Origin of the sequence: Cupriavidus pinatubonensis (assembly GCF_019602855.1) — a bacterium.
Lineage (GTDB): Bacteria > Pseudomonadota > Gammaproteobacteria > Burkholderiales > Burkholderiaceae > Cupriavidus > Cupriavidus pinatubonensis.
This window is the reverse complement of the sequence record NZ_CP080766.1, coordinates 2,136,912-2,154,557: the sequence shown is the minus strand read 5'-3', so window position 1 is coordinate 2,154,557 and position 17,646 is coordinate 2,136,912. Positions and strand designations below refer to the sequence as shown.

Here is a 17,646-nt window from a genome sequence, read left to right as displayed (position 1 = left end):
ATGCCGATGACCCGCGAAGACAATGAGCTGCTCACGCGCGTCGAGAACGGCGCGCCGATGGGCGAGATGATTCGGCAGCATTACTGGCTGCCGGCCGTGCCATCGGCCAAGCTGGTGGCTGACGGTGCGCCCGTACGCGTGCGCCTGCTCGGCAGCAACTACGTCGCGTTCCGCCGTACCGACGGTGCAGTGGGCGTGCTGGATGAGTTGTGCCCGCACCGCAAGACCTCGCTGCTGATGGCGCGCAACGAGGACAACGGCCTGCGTTGCATCTTCCACGGCTGGAAGCTCGGCACCACCGGCGAAGTCATGGAAGCACCGAACCATGTCGGCGACCAGGCCCAGTTCTGCAAGCACGTGCGCGTGAACCGCTACGGCGTGCAGGAGCGCGGCGGCATCGTTTGGGTGTGGCTCGGCAAGGGCGAACAGGCACCGAAGTTCCCGGACCTGCCGTTCACGTCGCTGCCCGAAGAGCAGCGTTCGGTCACGAGCCAGGAAGTGCCGACCAACTGGGTGCAGGGCGTGGAAGCGTCGATGGATTCGTCGCACGTCGGCGTGCTGCATGAATCGACCACGCAGATCACCGCAGGCTCGGGCAACCAGCGCATGCACATGACCCAGGCACTGGCGCCGCGCCTGGAATTCGAAGACCGCCCTTACGGCTACCGCTATGCCGCGCTGCGCCCGCTGGCCGACGACAAGCTGTACGCACGCGTCAACAACTTCGTGATGCCGTGGTACGGCATCATCTGCGCGCCCGATGAAAAGGGCCCGAGCACAGTGTTCTTCTCCACGCCCGTGGATGACGTCACGCACCGCGCCTGGTTCGTGCATTTCAACCCGCACCGCCCGCTCGGCATGACCATCATGTCGGCCACGCCCGATGTGTGGAACTTCCCTCCACTGCCGCCGGGCACGCCTGCCGACAACTGGGGCCAGAACCGCGACCTGATGCGCCGCGGCCATGCCACTGGCTTTCCGCAGCACCTGGGCACCGAGGACTTTGCCATGTTCATCGGCCAGGGCCCGATTGCCGACCGTACCACCGAGCAACTCTGCTCCGCCGACGGCGCGGTGCTGCGCGTGCGCCAGGCGCTGCTGAAGTCGGTGCGCGAGTTCCAGGCCGGCAACACGCCAACGCTCGCCGACAACCCGGACCTCGACTACAGCCAGATCTTTTCGGTCGGCGGCGTGCTGCCCGCCGGCGAGGACTGGCGCGCGCTGACGAAGGCCGCATAAGCCGGCCCGCAAAGACTGACAAGAAGACGGAGACAACCATGACCAGCCCCCGCTTCCGCTCGCGCCGCAGCCTGTTGCTGGCGGCGTGCGCGGGCCTCGCCGCACCCGCGGTATCGCTCGCGCAGCTGCGTGGCAAGCCGCCGATCCGGATTCTGGTAGGCCTGCCGCCCGGCGGCGGTACCGATGCCATCGCGCGCTACTTTTCGGATTCGCTGCCGGCGCTGCTGGGCCAGCCGGTGATCGTGGAAAACCATGTCGGCGCGGGCGGCCGGCTCGCAGCAGATGTGCTGAAGTCCGCCGAGCCCGATGGTCTCACCTACATGATCGCGCCTAACGCCACGCCCACGTTCCAGACGCTGGTGTTCGGCAAGCAGCTCAAGTGGGACCTGTGGCGCGATTTCGCGCCCGTGGCTGCATTGGTGTCCTACCCGACCGGTATGGCCGCGGGCGCGACGACCGGCGTGTCCACGGCAAACGCGTTCGTGCAGTGGGCGCGCACCCATTCGCAGGAAGTGAGCTTCGGCACGCCGGGCCTTGGCGGCCAGAACCATTTTCTGGGCCTGCAGTTCGCCAAGACGGCTGGCATTTCTCTGTCGGTCACGCCTTACAAAGGCACGCCGCCGATGATCACCGACCTGCTGGGCGGCCATATCCCCTCGGCCGTCACGCTGCTGCAGGACCTGCTGCGCCACCACCGCGCGGGCAAGGTACGCCTGCTCGGCATCTTCAGCGACAAGCGTTCGCCGCTTGCACCGGACATCCCGACCATGGCCGAACAAGGCATTCCAGTGCGCTCCGGCGATGCGTGGACCGCCATGTGGGCACCGGTGCGCACGCCGCCGGCCGAGATCGCGCGCGTGCAGGCAGCGCTGAAGACCATCCTGTCCGCACCGCAGGCCAGGCAATCGCTGATGAGCCAGCTGTCGGTGGTACCCGACTACCTCGACGGCGAACAGATGGCGCGCCGCCAGCGCGCCGAACTGGAAGCGTGGGGACCGATCATCCGCGCCTCGGGTTTCCGCGCGGAACTGTAGAAGCCGGGACCACAAGACCCTTCGCGGCCATGCCTGCCGTCAGCCCCTGCAGGCTGCATGGGCCTGACCGTGCCTGCTTCGACCGGAGACATCATGAGCAATACCGATACCCTGCAAGTCCGGGTCAAGTCCATCAGCTGGGAAGCCGACGGCATCCTGGCTTTCGAGCTGCGGCCGGAGCCGCCGTTGCGTGCCCTGCCCGCGTTTGCGGCGGGCGCGCATATCGACCTGCATCTGCCGAACGGCCTGATTCGCAGCTATTCGCTGCTGAACGCGCAGTGCGAGCCGCACCGCTACGTGATTGGCGTCAACCGCGACGCGCAGAGCCGCGGTGGCTCGCGCTATCTGCACGAGACGCTGCGCCCCGGCGACGTGCTGACCATCAGCCCGCCGCGCAACAACTTCCCGCTCGACGATTCGGCATCGCTGGCGGTGCTGGTGGCCGGCGGCATCGGCATCACGCCGATCCTCGGCATGATTCATCGGCTACGCGAACTGGGCCGGCCGTGGCGCCTGCACTATGCCGCACGCACACGCAAGCAGGCAGCATTTGTCGAGACGCTGGAGGCCATGGGCATGGAGCCCGGTGGCGAAGTCCGGCTGACCTTCGACCGCGAAGCCGGCGCTGACCGCCTCGACGTCACGGCCATCGCCGCGAGCCTGCCTGAAGGCGCGCACATCTACTGCTGCGGGCCGGTGCCGATGCTCGAGGCCTTCGAGCAGGCCACCGCATCGCTGCCGCCCGGGCGCGTGCATCGCGAGTACTTCGCCGCACGCGAGTCCGCCGCGACCGACGGCGGCTTCACCGTGGAACTTGCGCGCAGCGGCCGCAGCATCGAGATTCAGCCGGGCCGGACCATCCTGGAATGCCTGATCGCCGAAGGTGTCGAGCCCATGTATTCGTGCCAGGAGGGCGTGTGCGGAACCTGCGAGGTGCGTGTGCTGGACGGTGAGCCCGATCACCGCGACCTCGTGCTGAACGCTGAAGAACGCGCCGCCAACAACCGGATGATGGTGTGCTGCTCCGGCGCGAAGACCCGCAAGCTGGTGCTGGATCTGTAGCCGCACCGTCGAACCACGTAATGAACAAGGAGCATGAGATGAGCACCGAACTGGTGACGTATGAACTCGACGGCAATGTCGCGCTGATCGGCCTGAACCGGCCAGAGAAGCGCAATGCCATCAGCGAAGACGTGGTCTGGGCGCTGCACGACGCCGTCGTGCGTGCCGGCGAGGAAGCCGATGTGGGCGTGCTGTTCGGGCACGGCAGCAACTTCTGCGCAGGACTCGATCTGAAGGAAGCGCTGGCGCGAGCGTCCGGTGAGCAACCACGGCCCCGCAAGCGCACGCGCCATTCTTGGCACACCGTGTTCGACGGTATCGCGCGCGGGCCCATTCCGTTCGTCGCCGCGTTGCATGGTGCGGTCGTGGGCGGTGGACTGGAACTGGCGACCGCTGCGCACATCCGCGTCGCCGACGAATCGGCGCTGTTCGGCCTGCCCGAAGGACAGCGCGGCATCTTTGTCGGCGGTGGCGGCACCGTGCGCATCCAGCGCGTGGTCGGCTACACCGTGATGGCCGACATGATGCTGACCGGGCGCCTGCTCAATGCACAGGAAGGCGAGCGCGAACACATCGTGCGCTACGTGGTGCCGCAGGGCCAGGCGTTCGCCAAGGCGCGCGAGCTGGCCGCGCTGATCGCGCGCAATACCGCCGATACGAACTGGCGCATCACCAACGTACTGCCGCGCATCAACGACCTGTCCCACGACGACGGCCTGTTCGTCGAGTACCTGACCTCGAACATCCCGCGCCCGCCCGAAGCGGCGGAACGCCTGCGCGATTTCGTCGAAGGCCGCGCCAAACCGCTCGCCGTTCCGGGCGAGAAGTCCGAATAAGCGAGCAATATCATGACTACAACTCCAACCGACGCTGAAGCACAGGCTACGGCAGAATACGTCCGCTTCGCGCAGGCGGAAGCAGCCCATATACCCGACTTCCCAAAGGACTTGCCGCTGCGTCCCGTGAACCATGTTGCGGTAATCGGCGCCGGCACCATGGGCGGTGGCATTGCGATGGCACTGGCCAATATCGGCATTCCGGTCACGCTGATCGACAGCAGCGAGAAAGGCCTGGAAACCGGCTTGCGCCGCGTGCGGGACAACTACGCCGGCAGCGTCTCCCGCGGCAAGCTCGAACCGGCAGCCATGGAAACGAGGCTGTCCCTGATCAAAGGCTCCGTTGCCCTCGCAGATGCCGCTTCCGCCGACATGGTGATTGAAGCGGTATTCGAGGACATGGCGCTCAAGCAGCAGGTGTTCCGCGATCTCGATGCGCGGTGCAAACCCGGTGCGATCCTGGCCACCAACACTTCGGGACTCGATGTGGATGCCATCGCGGCCGTCACGAAGCGCCCGCAGGACGTGGTCGGGGCGCACTTCTTCAGTCCGGCCCATGTGATGCGCCTGCTCGAAGTCGTGCGTGCGCGGGACACCGCGCCGGACGTGATCGCCACGCTGATGGACCTCGGCCGGCGCATGGGCAAGACCGCCGTGCTCGCTCGCGTCTACCCCGGCTTCATCGGCAATGCGCTGTTCCGCAACTACACGCGGGAGGCGCATTTCCTGGTCGAGGAAGGCGCGCTGCCGCACGAGGTGGACCAGGCGCTGACCGACTTCGGCTACGCGATGGGCATCTTCGCCGTGCACGACATGGCCGGCAACGACGTGGGGTACCAGACACGCAAGGCGCAGATCGCCACCCGGCCGCAGGACCGGCGCTGGAACGACCTGATCCTGAAACTGACCGAACTTGGGCGGCTGGGACAGAAAAGCGGCAAGGGCTGGTACCGCTATGAACCGGGCAGCCGCCAGCCGCTGCGCGATCCGGAGGTGGAAACGGTCATCGAACAGGAATCGGCGCGGCTCGGCATGGTGCGGCGGCCCATCGACGCCGAGGAAATCATCAAGCGCTGCGTCTACGGCATGGTCAACGAGGGCGCGAAGCTGCTGGAGGCCGGCGTAGCGCTGCGGCCCAGCGATATCGACACGGTCTACCTGACCGGCTACGGCTTTCCCGCGCGCCATGGCGGGCCGATGTACTACGCCGATCGCATCGGCCTGCGCGAGGTGTACGCCGACATCGAACGCTTCCACGTCGAGCACGGCTACTGGTGGGAACCGGCCCCGCTGCTGGTCCGGCTGGCGCGCGATGGCAAGACCTTTGCGGACTACCAGCGCGGCAACGCTTAAGGCTCGCGGCACCCGTTTGCATTTTTGATACGCACTAACGTATACCACTATTTTTTATATACATACCAGTAAGCGATAGTTCTGCCACTTCCCGGTGCGGGAATGACAGTCAAAAACATGGAGGAGAAAGTCATGAAGCGAAACCTGGTCGGCCTTGCCTGCGTGCTCGCGAGCGCAACCGCCGCCGCGCAGACATCGGGCATCACGCTGTACGGCGTGGCCGATGCCAACATCGAGTACACCAATAACAACGCGGGCGCCGGCCCCGACGGGCATTCGCGCGTCGGCGTCAGCTCCGGCGGCCTGTCCCCGAGCCGCTGGGGCCTGCGCGGCACGGAAGACCTCGGTGGCGGAAAGCAGGCGATCTTCGCGCTGGAAAGCGGCTTCAGCCTGGACACTGGCGTATCAACGCAGGGCGGTCGCCTGTTCGGCCGCCAGGCATGGGTCGGTCTGCGCAGCGGCACGCAGCAGGTATCGCTGGGCCGGCAATACACCTCGCTGTTCCTGATGATGGCGAACTACTCGCCCACGGCGTACGCCACCACCTATGAACCGGTGGTAGGCATTGCGGGCTCGAATCTGCGCGAGGACAACATGGTGAAATACCATGTCGACCTGGGCCCGCTGACGGCGGAAGCGCACTGGAGTTTCGGCGAGCAGCCGGGTTCGATGCAGGCCTCGACCGGTTACGGCGGCGGCTTCGACTACCGCATCGGCGACTTCGGGGTTGCCGGCGCGTATGACAGCATCAACAGCGCGCTGACCGCCGGCGACTACACGCGCACTCAGAAAGCAGCACTGGGCCTGCGCTACCAGATTTCGCCGGCCCTGCTCGCGCAGGCCGCGTACCGGTACAACAACAATGGCACGCGGGCGGCCAACACCTCTGCGCGCGACGATCTGTGGTGGCTTTCGCTGAACTACCAGGCCACCGCTGCCCTGCAGCTCACGGGCGCGTTCTATTACGACAACGTCAAGTCGCTGTACACGGCCACAAGCAAGACCAATCCGAGCAACCCGTGGCAGGTCACGCTGATCGCGGATTACTCGCTGTCAAAGCGCACCGACGTCTACCTGAGCACGGCGTACACCAAGAATGCGTCGCTGAACTTTGAAAGCCTGAACGGCGCCGCTGGCGCCTACCAGATCGCACCGAACGAGAAGAACCAGTTCGGCGTGGCGATGGGTATGCGGCACAAGTTCTGATTGTTGGAATCAGGCCGCTTTCGAAGCGGCCGGCTTGCGGCCACGCCTGGCGCCGCCGCGGGGTGCGGCGCTGCGCGTGGCTGCAGCCTCCCCGCCGCCCTCGCCCTCAAGATAGCTCGCGGGCAGGGTGGAAAGGAATTCGGAGAACCCGGTCGTGCCGACCGGCGCGTGCTCCAGCATGGCCGCATGCGCGGCGGTCTCATCGCCGCTAAGGATGGCGTCGGCGAGCCTCTGGTGGTCTTCCAGCACGCGCTGCCGGCGCGCCGGGGTCTGAAAAATGCGCGGGCGGTAGCGCTGCATCAGCCGGCGGATGCTCTGGATCTGCTCGACCAGGTATTCGTTGTGGCTGCCGGCATAGACCGTGTCATGGAAATCGGCGTTGGCCTTCGCAAAGCGCTTGCCGTCGTCCTCGGCGTGCGCCTGTTCGCATTCGGTGCGGGCGGCCTTCAGGCGCACGCGCTGCTCGTCGTCCATGCGGCGCGCGGACAGTTTCGCCGCCACGGCCTCCAGTTCTCCGAGCAGTTCCAGCGTTTCGCGCAACTGCGTGATCGACAGCCGCGAGACAAACACGCCGACGCGCGGCACGATGCGGACCATGTTCTGCACGGACAACTGCTGCAGTGCCTCGCGCACGGGCGTGCGCGATACGCCGAAGCGCTCCGCGAGCATGCGTTCGTCCAGCGGCGTGCCAGGCGGCATGTCGCCGGCTTCGATTTCCCGCTGGATCGTGGCCTTGATCTCGCCGGCCATGCTTTTCTTTTCTGGCTGTGTCATGTTCTGGGTTCGCGGTCTTTACCGCACAGTATACCGAAACGGGATACTGGCATGCATGCCGTCGCCGAAAACACACAGCCTTGCCTGGCGGTTCCGTGCCGTCACGCCTGGCGAAGGTTCTCCAGCATATCGCCCACCATTTCCTTCAGCCCGTACTGCGGCACCCAGCCCCAGTCCCGGCGCGCCACCGAGTCGTCGATCGAGTCGGGCCAGCCTTGCGCGATCGCTTGCCGGTAGTCGGGGTCGTAGCGCACTACAAAGCCAGGCACTTCTTCGCGGATGGCCGCGGCGACTTCCGCCGGCGTAAAGCTGACGCCCGCGATGTTGTAGCTGCCGCGCTCGGTCAGGCTGTCCGCCGGCGCCTCCATCAGCTCGATGGTGGCGCGGATGGCATCAGGCATGTACATCATCGGCAGCCGTTCGTCTTCGCGCAGGAAGCAGGTGTAGGGCTCCGCCTTCACCGCCGAGTGGAAGATATCCACGGCATAGTCCGTCGTGCCGCCACCGGGCGGCGTCTTGTGCGAGATCAGGCCCGGGTAGCGCAGGCTGCGCACGTCGACGCCATGGTTGTCGTGATACCAGCGGCACCAGCCCTCGCCCGCCTGCTTGGAGATGCCGTAGACGGTGGTCGGCTCCATCACGGTCTTCTGCGGTGTGTGCTCGCGCGGCGTAGTGGGGCCGAATGCGGCGATCGAACTCGGCCAGAACACGCGTTCGATGCCGAACTGCCGCGCATGCTCCAGCACATTCAGCAGGCTGGTCATGTTGAGGTTCCACGCCCACTGCGGTGCCTTCTCGCCGGTCGCCGACAAGGCGGCGGCGAGCAGGTAGATCTGCGTGATGCCGTGGCGCTCGACGATCGTCGCCAGCCCGCCGCGGTCCGTCGCATTGAGCATTTCGTGGGTCAGGTGGACATGGCGCCCGGTCGGTACCACGTCCGACGTGATGACATTGGTTCGGCCATAGCGCTCGGCCAGGGCCAGCGCCAGTTCGGAGCCGATCTGGCCGTTCGCGCCGACGATCAGGATTTTTGGTGCCGCGTCGCTCATCGGGTCAGCCCCAGTTCTTTCCCGGCCTGGCCGAAGGCCTCGAGCGCCGCCTTCAGTGCCGCTTCATCGTGCAGCGCGCTCATCTGCACGCGGATGCGCGCCTGGCCCTTCGGCACCACGGGATAGAAGAAGCCGACCACGTACACGCCGAGCTCTAATAGCCGCTGCGCAAGTTGCTGGGCTTTCTCCGCATCGTAGACCATGATCGGGATAATCGGGTGCTCGCCCGGCTTCACATCGAAACCAAGCGCCGTCAGGCCCTTGCGGAAGAACACCGTGTTGCGCTCGAGCCGGTCGCGCAGTTCCGTGCTGCCTTCGAGGATATCTAGCACGGCAATCGATGCGCCGACGATGGCCGGCGCCACCGTGTTCGAAAACAGGTACGGCCGCGAACGCTGGCGCAGCAGCGCGACCACTTCCTTGCGCGCACTGGTGAAGCCGCCCGACGCTCCGCCGAGCGCCTTGCCAAGCGTGCCGGTAATGATGTCGATCTTGCCGAACAGCCCGCGAAACTCGTGCGTGCCCCGGCCGCGCGAGCCGAGGAAACCCGTGGCATGGCATTCGTCGATACCAAGCAGCGCGCCATGCGCGTCGCAGATCGTGCGCATTTCATCCAGGCGCGCGATGGTACCGTCCATGGAAAACACACCATCGGTGAACACTAGCTTGTAGCGCGCACCATCGGCATCGGCCTGCGCCAGTTGTGCGCGCAGGTCGTCCATGTCGTTGTGCTTGTAGCGGTAGCGGCGCGCCTTGCTCAGGCGGATGCCGTCGATGATCGATGCGTGATTCAACTCGTCGCTGATGATGGCATCTTCGGCACCCAGCAGCGTCTCGAACAGGCCGCCGTTGGCGTCGAATGCTGAGCCGTAGAGGATGGTGTCCTCGGTGCCAAGGAAACTGGACAACCTGGCCTCCAAGGTCTTGTGCAAATCCTGCGTACCGCAGATAAAGCGCACCGAACTCAGCCCGAAGCCATGCGTACGCAGCGCTTCGTGCGCGGCTTCGATGACGCCGGGATGCGAAGACAGGCCAAGGTAATTGTTGGCACACAGGTTGATGACCTCCCGGCCATCGGCGGTCCGCACGCGCGCACCCTGCGGCGTCGCGATGACGCGCTCTTCCTTGTACAGCCCCGCTTCCCGGATGGCGTCAAGCTCTGCACGCACGGACGCGTAGAAGGCCTCGGCACTCGACATGGTTTGACTCCCGATGCTAGGATCTGATCGATAAATTGAACACGTGCGTTATACCGAACGTTTTGTGCAATATAACGAACCACACTGCATGACGCAACCCCCGATCCAGAAGCCGCCCGCCGAGGGACCGCCCGCGGTCGGTGCCGCGCTGCAGGCGCTGCGCCAGCAACAGCAGCTTTCGCTCGACGACCTGTCGCGCCGCGCCGGCGTGTCCAAGTCGATGCTGTCGCAGATCGAACGCAACCTGACCAACCCGACCGTCGCCGTGCTGTGGCGCCTGGCCAATGCGCTTGGCGTGAATCTTGCCGATTTGCTTTCCGCCGAAGCTGGCGGTCGTCCCGGCAGCGCAATCGCACTGGTCCAGCCGCATGCCATCCCGTCGCTCAAGAGCCCGGATGGGCACTGCGAACTGAAGATCCTCGGCCCGATCGAACTGGCCGGACGTTTCGAATGGTACGAACTGACGATTCAGGCGGGCGGCGTGCTCGCGTCCGAGCCGCACGAAGCTGGCACGCAGGAGCACCTTTCGGTGCTGAGCGGCGCCATGACGGTGCAAGCGGGGTCGGAAGAAAAGAAGCTGCGGCATGGAGAAACTGCACGCTATGCGGCGGACGTGCCACACGCCGTTCGCAACAGCGGCAAGTCGACGGCGGCAGCCTTACTAGTTGTAGTGCACCCGACGTAACTGCGGCAAGCGCTGAAACGCACCGCAGATGCGGAACCCGGCCGCTGTGACCGCGTCAAAGCCCTTAGTCCCCGGAAAATGCAGTGCCGCCGCATTGTCGCGCCGGTTCAGTGCATGGCGCAGGCACGTGTCTTGCGTGATCGGGAGGCTTCGCGCGCGCGGCACCGTGCCGCGCCAGTCCCAGCAAACGACCCCTGCAGTAAAGGAGACGAACGTGCTGAGCCCGCATGAACTTGCCACGCTGCTGCTGATCAACGGCGGCCCCGAATCACTCGATACCACCGACTCCCGGCAGATCGACCCTGCCGACCTCCACGCGCTCGTGGACAAGGAACTTGTCCATCTCGAGATCCTGCATGGCCGGAGGCAAAGTCCGCGCCTGACCAGCAATGGCCAATCGATGCTGCGTGCGATGGGGTGTGATCGGTAAGGGGCCCGATGTGCGAGTCGCTTCTGGCCGCACACTAATGAATGCGACGTCTCAGTGCTATGGAAGCCACGGACGTCGCACTGACTGCTCTACCGTTTTCCCACTGGGCTTCCATCCCGAACAAAAGGTGGACGAACGACTTTTGCAGAGACTCTCTTGCTGTAGATCTCGACACTCACAGACGAGCCCAACTTGATGTCTGGCGAAACCAGCGCCAGAGCGATAGCCATTTGAAGCGTCGGACTATATGTCCCGCTGGTGACCTTCCCGATCACCTCCCCTTCCAGACTCATCACGGGGCTCTGCGTACGCGCGACCGCACCGCTTCCTTCGAACGCGAGTCCGACGAGTTGCGACGCTTGAGCGCGAGCTTGTAGCGCTGCCTTGCCAACAAAGTCCCGCTTTTCCCCGAGATCAACAGACCAGCCCAGGCCAACGTCAAATGGAGACGTCTGCGGGCCCATGTCCCGTCCCGGCACGTGCATGCCGGCCTCGAGCCGCAGGGTATCCCATGCGTGGAATCCCGCGGCGCAGATGCCGGACGAACGCAACGCGTCCCATACGTGAACGGCATGCTTCGCCAGCATCGTTATCTCGAAGCCATCCTCGCCGGTCTTGCCCGTGCGCGCCAGCATCAGCTCGCCGACGGCAGCGTCGTGCACGAAGCATGAATTGAATGGCTTTACCTTGTCGGCGGCGCGCGTCGACGGCATGGCTCGAAATACCTTCTCCCTGGCATTGGGACCTTGCACGGCGATCATCGCAAGGGCCTCCACATCGTCAGTGACAAGATCCTGTCGACGTGGCACCAGTGTCACGGAACATCCGCTCTCAACGATCTGCGTTCGCATCCAATCAATGTCACGGCTTGCAGCCTGCGCATTCAAGACAATGCGAAAGCATTCATCGCTAAGGTAGTAGACGACAAGATCGTCGATTACGCCCCCTTCCCGGTTAAGCATGCACGAATAGAGCGCCTTTCCCGGTGATTTCAGCTTCCCGATGTCGTTGGCAAGAAGCCTGCCGAGAAACGCTCGAGCGTCAGTCCCGCGAACGTCAAGCGCGCACATGTGCGACACATCGAACATCGCGGCATCCTCTCGCACGGTGTGATGCTCTTCGATCTGGGATCCATAAGCAACGGGCAGATCCCAGCCACCCACATCAGCCATTCGGGCCCGGATCAAGCGGTGGCGCTCATACAGCGGGGTTCGCAAAGCGTGCAAGTTCGTCTCGCGCATCGGGATCTCAAGGTGGTAGTCAAGCCAACGCAAGGTTGCGCAACGGGTTCTGGGCCTGGCAAGACGGACCATCGTCCCTCCTATCTGCCCAACCTGAGGCGTGCTTCGATGTCAACCATGGCAGCCCGATCGATACAGGAAATTTGCACACACCTTCTATCGGCTCGCCGGTCATGACAAGGTCTCGTTCGAATCCGATTTCAACCGCGTTCGCAATCTCCTCGTTGTTACCGCCCAGTACGGCAACCAGCCCCGCACCCGCCATGGCACTTGCGACCCCGAATTCAGCCTGGTTACGGATTTGAGTTCCGGATATCGCAGCCTCTTTTCTGTAGAGGATGCCTATGGCCGCAGCCGTTAGCAGGAAATCGACAACCCCTTCCTCATTGGCGCCGGGTACGGACTTGCGGTAGTACTGCAGTACAGCAGCAATTGCGCCTGTGGGGCCGCCCTGCCCGATGGAAGCTTCAATCGCAGCGGCAATAACCAGTAGCCCGGCGCGAACGTCAAAAGTGCTCCGCCAGCATTTCTCATTCTCGAGCATCAGGTCGGCAATGGTACGTCCTGATTGCTCGCACATCTGCCATAGTTCTTCCCGGCTCCGAAAAGGGTAAGGAATCGGGTGCTCGTCGATGCTCGGAGTGTTCCAGTGGCAAGGCGCCATCATCAGGCCAGCGGTATGCGAACCAGAGGGCCCGATTTCAATCTTGAAGATATCGAATGTGCTGACGGACATACTGCCCCCGACCATGCCTGCAGTACCAGTTCCGACCGCTCCGGACGAAGCGCCGTCCGCCCTGTGGCGTGACCCTAGTACATCAGATCCTTGAGACCGCGAGATAGAACTGATGCGTCGTCACGATGGGATCTTTACGCCATGGCGGGATTCGCTTGAATATCGTCACATCAATCGGCCCCGATCGTCGTTACCGGAACCCAACGCCCACCTCTTACCTGATAAAGCGTCGACATCGGATTCTTCAGGTCGCCGTTCGGATCGAAGGCAATCTTCCCGGTGATGCCCTCGTATTGCGTCGCGCGCAGCGCGGATACGATTTCGGCCGATGTCGCGGAATTGGCCTGCCTGATCGCGTTTATAGCCGCCCACGTAGCGTCATACGCGAAAGGGGCATAGATGAGGCTGTCGCTTCCGAAGCGCTTCCTGAACTTCTGCATGAATACCTTGCCTTGCGGCAGCGATTCGACTGGTCGACCGTATTCCCACGCCATCGCGCCCTCCCCTGCCGGACCGGCAACGTTCAGGAAGATACTGTCGGCGATGCCGCCACTGCCGACGAACTGTGTGCGCATGCCGAGCTCTCTCATCCGCTTCGTAATGAGCGCGGCTTGGTGATCCAGGCCGGCAAAGAACAGGAGGTCGGCGTTGGCGGCCCGGATATTCGTGAGCGGCGCGCTGAAGTCGACCACCTTGTCGTTGGTGTATTCCGCCAACACGATTTCTCCGCCAGCGCCGATGACCGCCTTCCTGAACTCATCCACCGCCCCCTGCCCGAACGCGGTGCGGTCGTCCATCACGGCAATGCGCTGGCCTTTCATGTCGTTGACCGCATACTTCCCAGCCGTACCGGAGTTTTGCGTATCGGTCGCAATGACACGGAAGACCGTCTTCAGGCCTTGGCGCGTAATCGCCGGATTGCTGGCAGCAGGAAGGATGACCGGAATGCCTGCCCTGGCGAAGACAAGCGAAGCGGGAAGCGCAACGCCGGAGTTGTAGTACCCGACCACGATCGCGACACCGTCGTCGACCAGCTTTTGGGCGACCTGGACGCCGATGCGAGGATCACTTTGGTCGTCCATGGAATCAAGCTGGAATCTGGCCTCCTGGCCATCCAGCCTGATGCGCTGTGCGTTGGCTTCCTCGACAGCGAGACGAACGCCGTTCTCGATGTCCTTGCCATTGGCGGCATTGATCCCAGTAAGCGGACTGGAAACCCCGATCTTGACGACCATCTGCCCATATGACTGGCCGCAGACGACGGACAGCAAGAGTGTGCTCAGGCTCGTAACGAGCAGCCGTCGAAGAAAGTGGATCATTAGGCAACTCCGGCGACTCAGGACGGCGGAGCCATCGTTGCCGCCCACATACTTCTCATTCTAATGGGCCCCCTGGCGGCGACCTCTACTCTGCCAGGCACGCGTAGACCACAGCGCCTAAGGATGCCACTAGCATCATCGGAACCGATATCCGGTCTGGCAAGAAGTATGCGACGGCAATGCATGCCATGAACACCATGGCAACTGCTATCTCATTCGCACTCATTGGTTCTCGTCCTTTCCGTTGGCGAAACTGGATACGGCAATACAGCCTCATATACCGGGCTTCCGTCCCTGGCTTCCCCATCGATCATCCGGCGGGTCGGCGCTCGTGGCTAGGCGCATGGCCGAACTGGGCGCGGTAGGCCTTGCTGAAATGGCACGGCGAGTGAAACCCGCAGACAGCTGTCACACGGGCGATTGACGCGTTGGTCGTACGCAGCAGTTCACGCGCACGCTTCAGGCGCACGGTCAGGTAGTGGTGGGTTGGCGACACGTTCAGATAGAACTTGAATATCCGCTGCAGATGCCGCTGCGATAGCTGGACCAGCCGCGCCAGTTCGTCGAGCGACAGCGGTTCCTCGATATTCGCTTCCATCAGCCGCACGACCTCGATCAACTCCGCCCGCGAGAGGCCGACCCGTGCATCGACCGGGATCGGCTGCGGATCGGTCGCGCCACGGATCCGCTCGAGAATGAACTGTTCGGAGACCTGCGCGGCTAACTGCCGGCCGAAGCGCAAGCCGACGAGGTTCAGCATCATGTCGATCGGTGCTGTGCCGCCCGTGCAGGTAAGCCGGTCCCGGTCGATCACGAACAATTCGTCGGCGAACTGCACCCGCGGAAACTCGTCGTGCAGCGCTGAGCGGTTCTCCCAATGCACGGCGCACCGGTAGCCGTCGAGCAGGCTGGACGACATCAGCGCATAGGCGCCCGTGCAGATGCCGCCAAGCGGCATGTTCCGTTCCGCGAGATTCGCAAGCATCGCGCGCGTGCCATCAACGACAGCATCGCGGATGCGAATGCCGCCGCAAACAATCATCACGTCCGGCAATTCCGCGGCGTCGATTGCGCGCGTAGGCCGCACCGCGATGCCATTGCTCGCGCGCACCGGTGCGCCACCGCACGAATAGATCGACCACGTGTAATGCTCGGCGCGCCCGACATAGTTCGCCATGCGCAGCACTTCGACCGCGCTCGAAAACGCAATCATCGAGAAATCGGGCAGCGTCAGGAAGCCGAAATGCGCGAGCGAAGACATCGGCGATGAAGCGCTCTCAGGCAGCGCGGCAGCAACGGATCTCACAGCGCGCTCCTGGCGGACAGATGAGCCGGCATCAGGCCCGGGCCGTCGTGGCCTTGGCGCTGAACAGTTGCCTGAGCCCCGAGAAAAGCGGTGCCTTCACGGTGCCTGGCGCGCGGCCGAAGCTCTCGGTAATGCGGTCCAGGATAATTGCCAGCAGCACGACAGACAGGCCGCTTTCGAAGCCCAGGCCGATGTCCAGGCGCTGGATGCTCGCGAGCACCTCGTTGCCCAGGCCGCCAGCGCCGACCATCGAGGCGATGATCACCATCGACAGCGCCATCATGATCGTCTGGTTGACGCCTTGCATGATAGACGGCAGCGCGTTCGGGAACTGCACCTTGTACAGCAGTTGCCATGGCGTACAGCCGAAGGCATGGCCGGCCTCGACGATCTCCATGTTCACCTGCCGGATCCCAAGACTCGTCAGGCGCACAGCGGGCGGCATCGCAAAGATCACCGTCGACAGGATGCCCGGCACGCGGCCCAGGCCGAACAGCATCGCCGCGGGAATCAGGTAGACGAACGCCGGCATGGTCTGCATCAGGTCGAGGATCGGGCGCACGACGGCCGCCACCACTCTGCTCTTCGCCGCCCAGATGCCGAGCGGAACGCCCAGGATCAGACTGATGATGGTCGATGACAGCGTCAGGCCCAGCGTAATGACCGTCTGGTCCCAGAATCCCGTGGCGAAGATCACGGACAGCGACGCGGCCGTGAAGAGCGCGAAGCGCCAGCCGACGCGCCAGAGTCCAATGCCGATGAAGATCGCCATCATCAGCCACATCGGCACTGCCTGCAGGCTGCGCTCGATCAGTGCGGCGAGCCCCTCGATCGCGCGGCCGACCGTGTCGAACGTTGCTGCGTCGTGATCGAGAAGATAGTGGACAGACTGGTCGACCCAGTGGCCGAGCGGAAGATATTCAGACATGGTGACCTCGCAGGTGCGTGATGGCTTTCAGGATGACGGCGCGGTCGACCGAGCCACAGTAGCAGCCGTACTCGTCGACGACCGGCAGCGCATTCGCGCTCGCGACGACGCGCTCGACCACGTGTTCGAGCGACGCATCGCGCCGGATACTCTCGACCGGCCGCAGGCTTTCCATGGCATCGCGCATGACGCAGCCACGAAGCTTGCGTTGGGCATCGAGCACAAAGGCATATCCGGCGTGCCCGTTGAGCGTCGTCGCAATCGTCGGTGCGTCAAGCTTTGACACGATCGGTACGGCGTCCGTCTGCATCAGGTCGCCGGCCGTCAGGTAGCGGCTCGTGTCAATCCCGTCGAAGAAGTTGCGGACGTAGTCGTCGGCCGGTTTCGCAATGATTTCCTGCGGCGTGCCGACCTGTACCAGGCGGCCGCCTTCCATGATCGCGATCCGGCTGCCGATGCGCAGCGCTTCCTCAAGATCGTGCGACACGAACATGATCGTGCGGCGATGCTCCTTCTGTAGCTGCAGCAGCACGTTCTGCATTTCCTTGCGCTTGAGCGGATCAAGCGCGGAGAACGCCTCGTCCATGATCATCAGCGACGGGTTGACCGCAAGGGCCCGCGCCAGGCCGACACGCTGCTGCATGCCACCCGACAATTCGCGCGGCAGCTTGTGCGCAAACGCCGCGAGGCCGACCTCTTCAAGCACGGCCATCGCCCTGCGCTCACGCTCCTTCCGGCTGACGCCGGCGACCTCGAGCCCGAACGCAGCGTTCGACAGCACAGTGCGTTGCGGCATCAACGCAAACGACTGGAACACCATGCTCATGTCCTTGCGACGCAGCGCGATCAGTTCCGAGCGGCTCACGGCGGCCACGTCGCGGCCACCGATCAGCACCTTGCCGGCTGTCGGCTCGACGAGCCGGTTTACGAGACGGATCAACGTCGACTTGCCGGAGCCGGACAGGCCCATCAGCACGAAGATCTCGCCTTCCCTGACGTCGAACGATACGTTGTGCACACCGACGACCTGGCCGGTGCGCCGGAACACCTCGTCCTTCGTCGACCCGGCGGCGAGCATGTCGAGCGCCTGTTGCGGATTGCTGCCAAATACCTTGCACAGACCTTCGACCACGACCTTTGGACTATCCATTGAAACCCTCTCCTGGTCCTGCGGGGACTCATACGTCATATGGCATGCCTGGGCCTTCCCTATCTCCGAAAGGCGGGCGGTGCTTCGCTACCTCTGTCC

At 64.0% G+C, this 17,646-nt stretch carries 17 protein-coding genes; 8 read left to right on the top strand and 9 right to left on the bottom strand.

All coding sequences use genetic code 11. The annotated features are described in order from the left end of the window. From K2O51_RS09755 to K2O51_RS09730, 6 genes are all read left to right on the top strand, one after another. A complete protein-coding gene (locus tag K2O51_RS09755) occupies nt 1-1,239 on the top strand; it encodes a Rieske 2Fe-2S domain-containing protein (protein WP_220630139.1) in 1,239 nt (412 codons plus the stop codon). Nucleotides 1,240-1,277: 38 nt separating this feature from the next. Beyond that, nucleotides 1,278-2,273, top strand: a complete 996-nt coding sequence (locus tag K2O51_RS09750; protein WP_220630138.1) for a tripartite tricarboxylate transporter substrate-binding protein — start codon at nt 1,278-1,280, stop codon at nt 2,271-2,273. 93 nt (nt 2,274-2,366) lie between these two features. Beyond that, nucleotides 2,367-3,335, top strand: coding sequence for a PDR/VanB family oxidoreductase (locus K2O51_RS09745; protein WP_011300911.1), 969 nt, complete (start codon nt 2,367-2,369; stop codon nt 3,333-3,335). 38 nt (nt 3,336-3,373) lie between these two features. Next, a complete protein-coding gene (locus tag K2O51_RS09740; RefSeq protein ID WP_220630137.1) occupies nt 3,374-4,171 on the top strand; it encodes a crotonase/enoyl-CoA hydratase family protein in 798 nt (265 codons plus the stop codon). Nucleotides 4,172-4,183: 12 nt separating this feature from the next. Next, complete coding sequence (locus K2O51_RS09735; protein ID WP_220630136.1) at nt 4,184-5,524, top strand: 3-hydroxyacyl-CoA dehydrogenase; 1,341 nt, start codon at nt 4,184-4,186, stop codon at nt 5,522-5,524. Nucleotides 5,525-5,656: 132 nt separating this feature from the next. Then, nucleotides 5,657-6,730, top strand: coding sequence for a porin (locus K2O51_RS09730; protein ID WP_220630135.1), 1,074 nt, complete (start codon nt 5,657-5,659; stop codon nt 6,728-6,730). A gap of 9 nt (nt 6,731-6,739) precedes the next feature. Here the strand turns inward: K2O51_RS09730 and K2O51_RS09725 are convergent, their stop codons facing one another. The 3 genes from K2O51_RS09725 to kbl form a co-directional block, all read right to left on the bottom strand. Then, nucleotides 6,740-7,504, bottom strand: coding sequence for a GntR family transcriptional regulator (locus K2O51_RS09725; RefSeq protein ID WP_011300915.1), 765 nt, complete (start codon nt 7,502-7,504; stop codon nt 6,740-6,742). A gap of 101 nt (nt 7,505-7,605) precedes the next feature. After that, nucleotides 7,606-8,553: an L-threonine 3-dehydrogenase gene (locus tag K2O51_RS09720; protein ID WP_140950952.1), complete on the bottom strand. Its 948-nt coding sequence runs from the start codon at nt 8,551-8,553 to the stop codon at nt 7,606-7,608. Next, nucleotides 8,550-9,752 (bottom strand): glycine C-acetyltransferase, encoded by a 1,203-nt coding sequence (gene kbl, locus K2O51_RS09715; RefSeq protein ID WP_011300917.1) that lies wholly within the window; start codon nt 9,750-9,752, stop codon nt 8,550-8,552. Before kbl ends, K2O51_RS09720 begins: the two co-directional genes overlap by 4 nt. A gap of 88 nt (nt 9,753-9,840) precedes the next feature. Between kbl and K2O51_RS09710 the strand changes: the two genes are divergently transcribed. Continuing rightward, the gene (locus tag K2O51_RS09710; protein ID WP_011300918.1) at nt 9,841-10,437 is read left to right on the top strand and encodes a helix-turn-helix domain-containing protein; all 597 of its coding nucleotides are present in this window, start codon (nt 9,841-9,843) and stop codon (nt 10,435-10,437) included. A gap of 214 nt (nt 10,438-10,651) precedes the next feature. Next, nucleotides 10,652-10,867 (top strand): hypothetical protein, encoded by a 216-nt coding sequence (locus tag K2O51_RS09705; RefSeq protein ID WP_041680262.1) that lies wholly within the window; start codon nt 10,652-10,654, stop codon nt 10,865-10,867. 89 nt (nt 10,868-10,956) lie between these two features. Here the strand turns inward: K2O51_RS09705 and gcvT are convergent, their stop codons facing one another. From gcvT to K2O51_RS09675, 6 genes are all read right to left on the bottom strand, one after another. Next, the gene (gcvT, locus tag K2O51_RS09700) at nt 10,957-12,108 is read right to left on the bottom strand and encodes a glycine cleavage system aminomethyltransferase GcvT (RefSeq protein WP_220630134.1); all 1,152 of its coding nucleotides are present in this window, start codon (nt 12,106-12,108) and stop codon (nt 10,957-10,959) included. A gap of 19 nt (nt 12,109-12,127) precedes the next feature. Continuing rightward, the gene (locus tag K2O51_RS09695; protein ID WP_220630133.1) at nt 12,128-12,844 is read right to left on the bottom strand and encodes an L-serine ammonia-lyase, iron-sulfur-dependent, subunit alpha; all 717 of its coding nucleotides are present in this window, start codon (nt 12,842-12,844) and stop codon (nt 12,128-12,130) included. A 170-nt stretch (nt 12,845-13,014) separates the two neighbouring features. Continuing rightward, nucleotides 13,015-14,163: a branched-chain amino acid ABC transporter substrate-binding protein gene (locus tag K2O51_RS09690; RefSeq protein WP_220630132.1), complete on the bottom strand. Its 1,149-nt coding sequence runs from the start codon at nt 14,161-14,163 to the stop codon at nt 13,015-13,017. A 310-nt stretch (nt 14,164-14,473) separates the two neighbouring features. Then, nucleotides 14,474-15,469: a GlxA family transcriptional regulator gene (locus tag K2O51_RS09685; protein WP_220630131.1), complete on the bottom strand. Its 996-nt coding sequence runs from the start codon at nt 15,467-15,469 to the stop codon at nt 14,474-14,476. Nucleotides 15,470-15,500: 31 nt separating this feature from the next. Continuing rightward, complete coding sequence (gene choW, locus K2O51_RS09680) at nt 15,501-16,397, bottom strand: choline ABC transporter permease subunit (protein WP_220630130.1); 897 nt, start codon at nt 16,395-16,397, stop codon at nt 15,501-15,503. Further along, entirely contained in the window at nt 16,390-17,547 is a 1,158-nt protein-coding gene (locus K2O51_RS09675) for a quaternary amine ABC transporter ATP-binding protein (RefSeq protein ID WP_220630129.1), read from the bottom strand. The genes choW and K2O51_RS09675 overlap by 8 nt, the downstream gene beginning before the upstream one ends. Nucleotides 17,548-17,646: the final 99 nt, after the last annotated feature.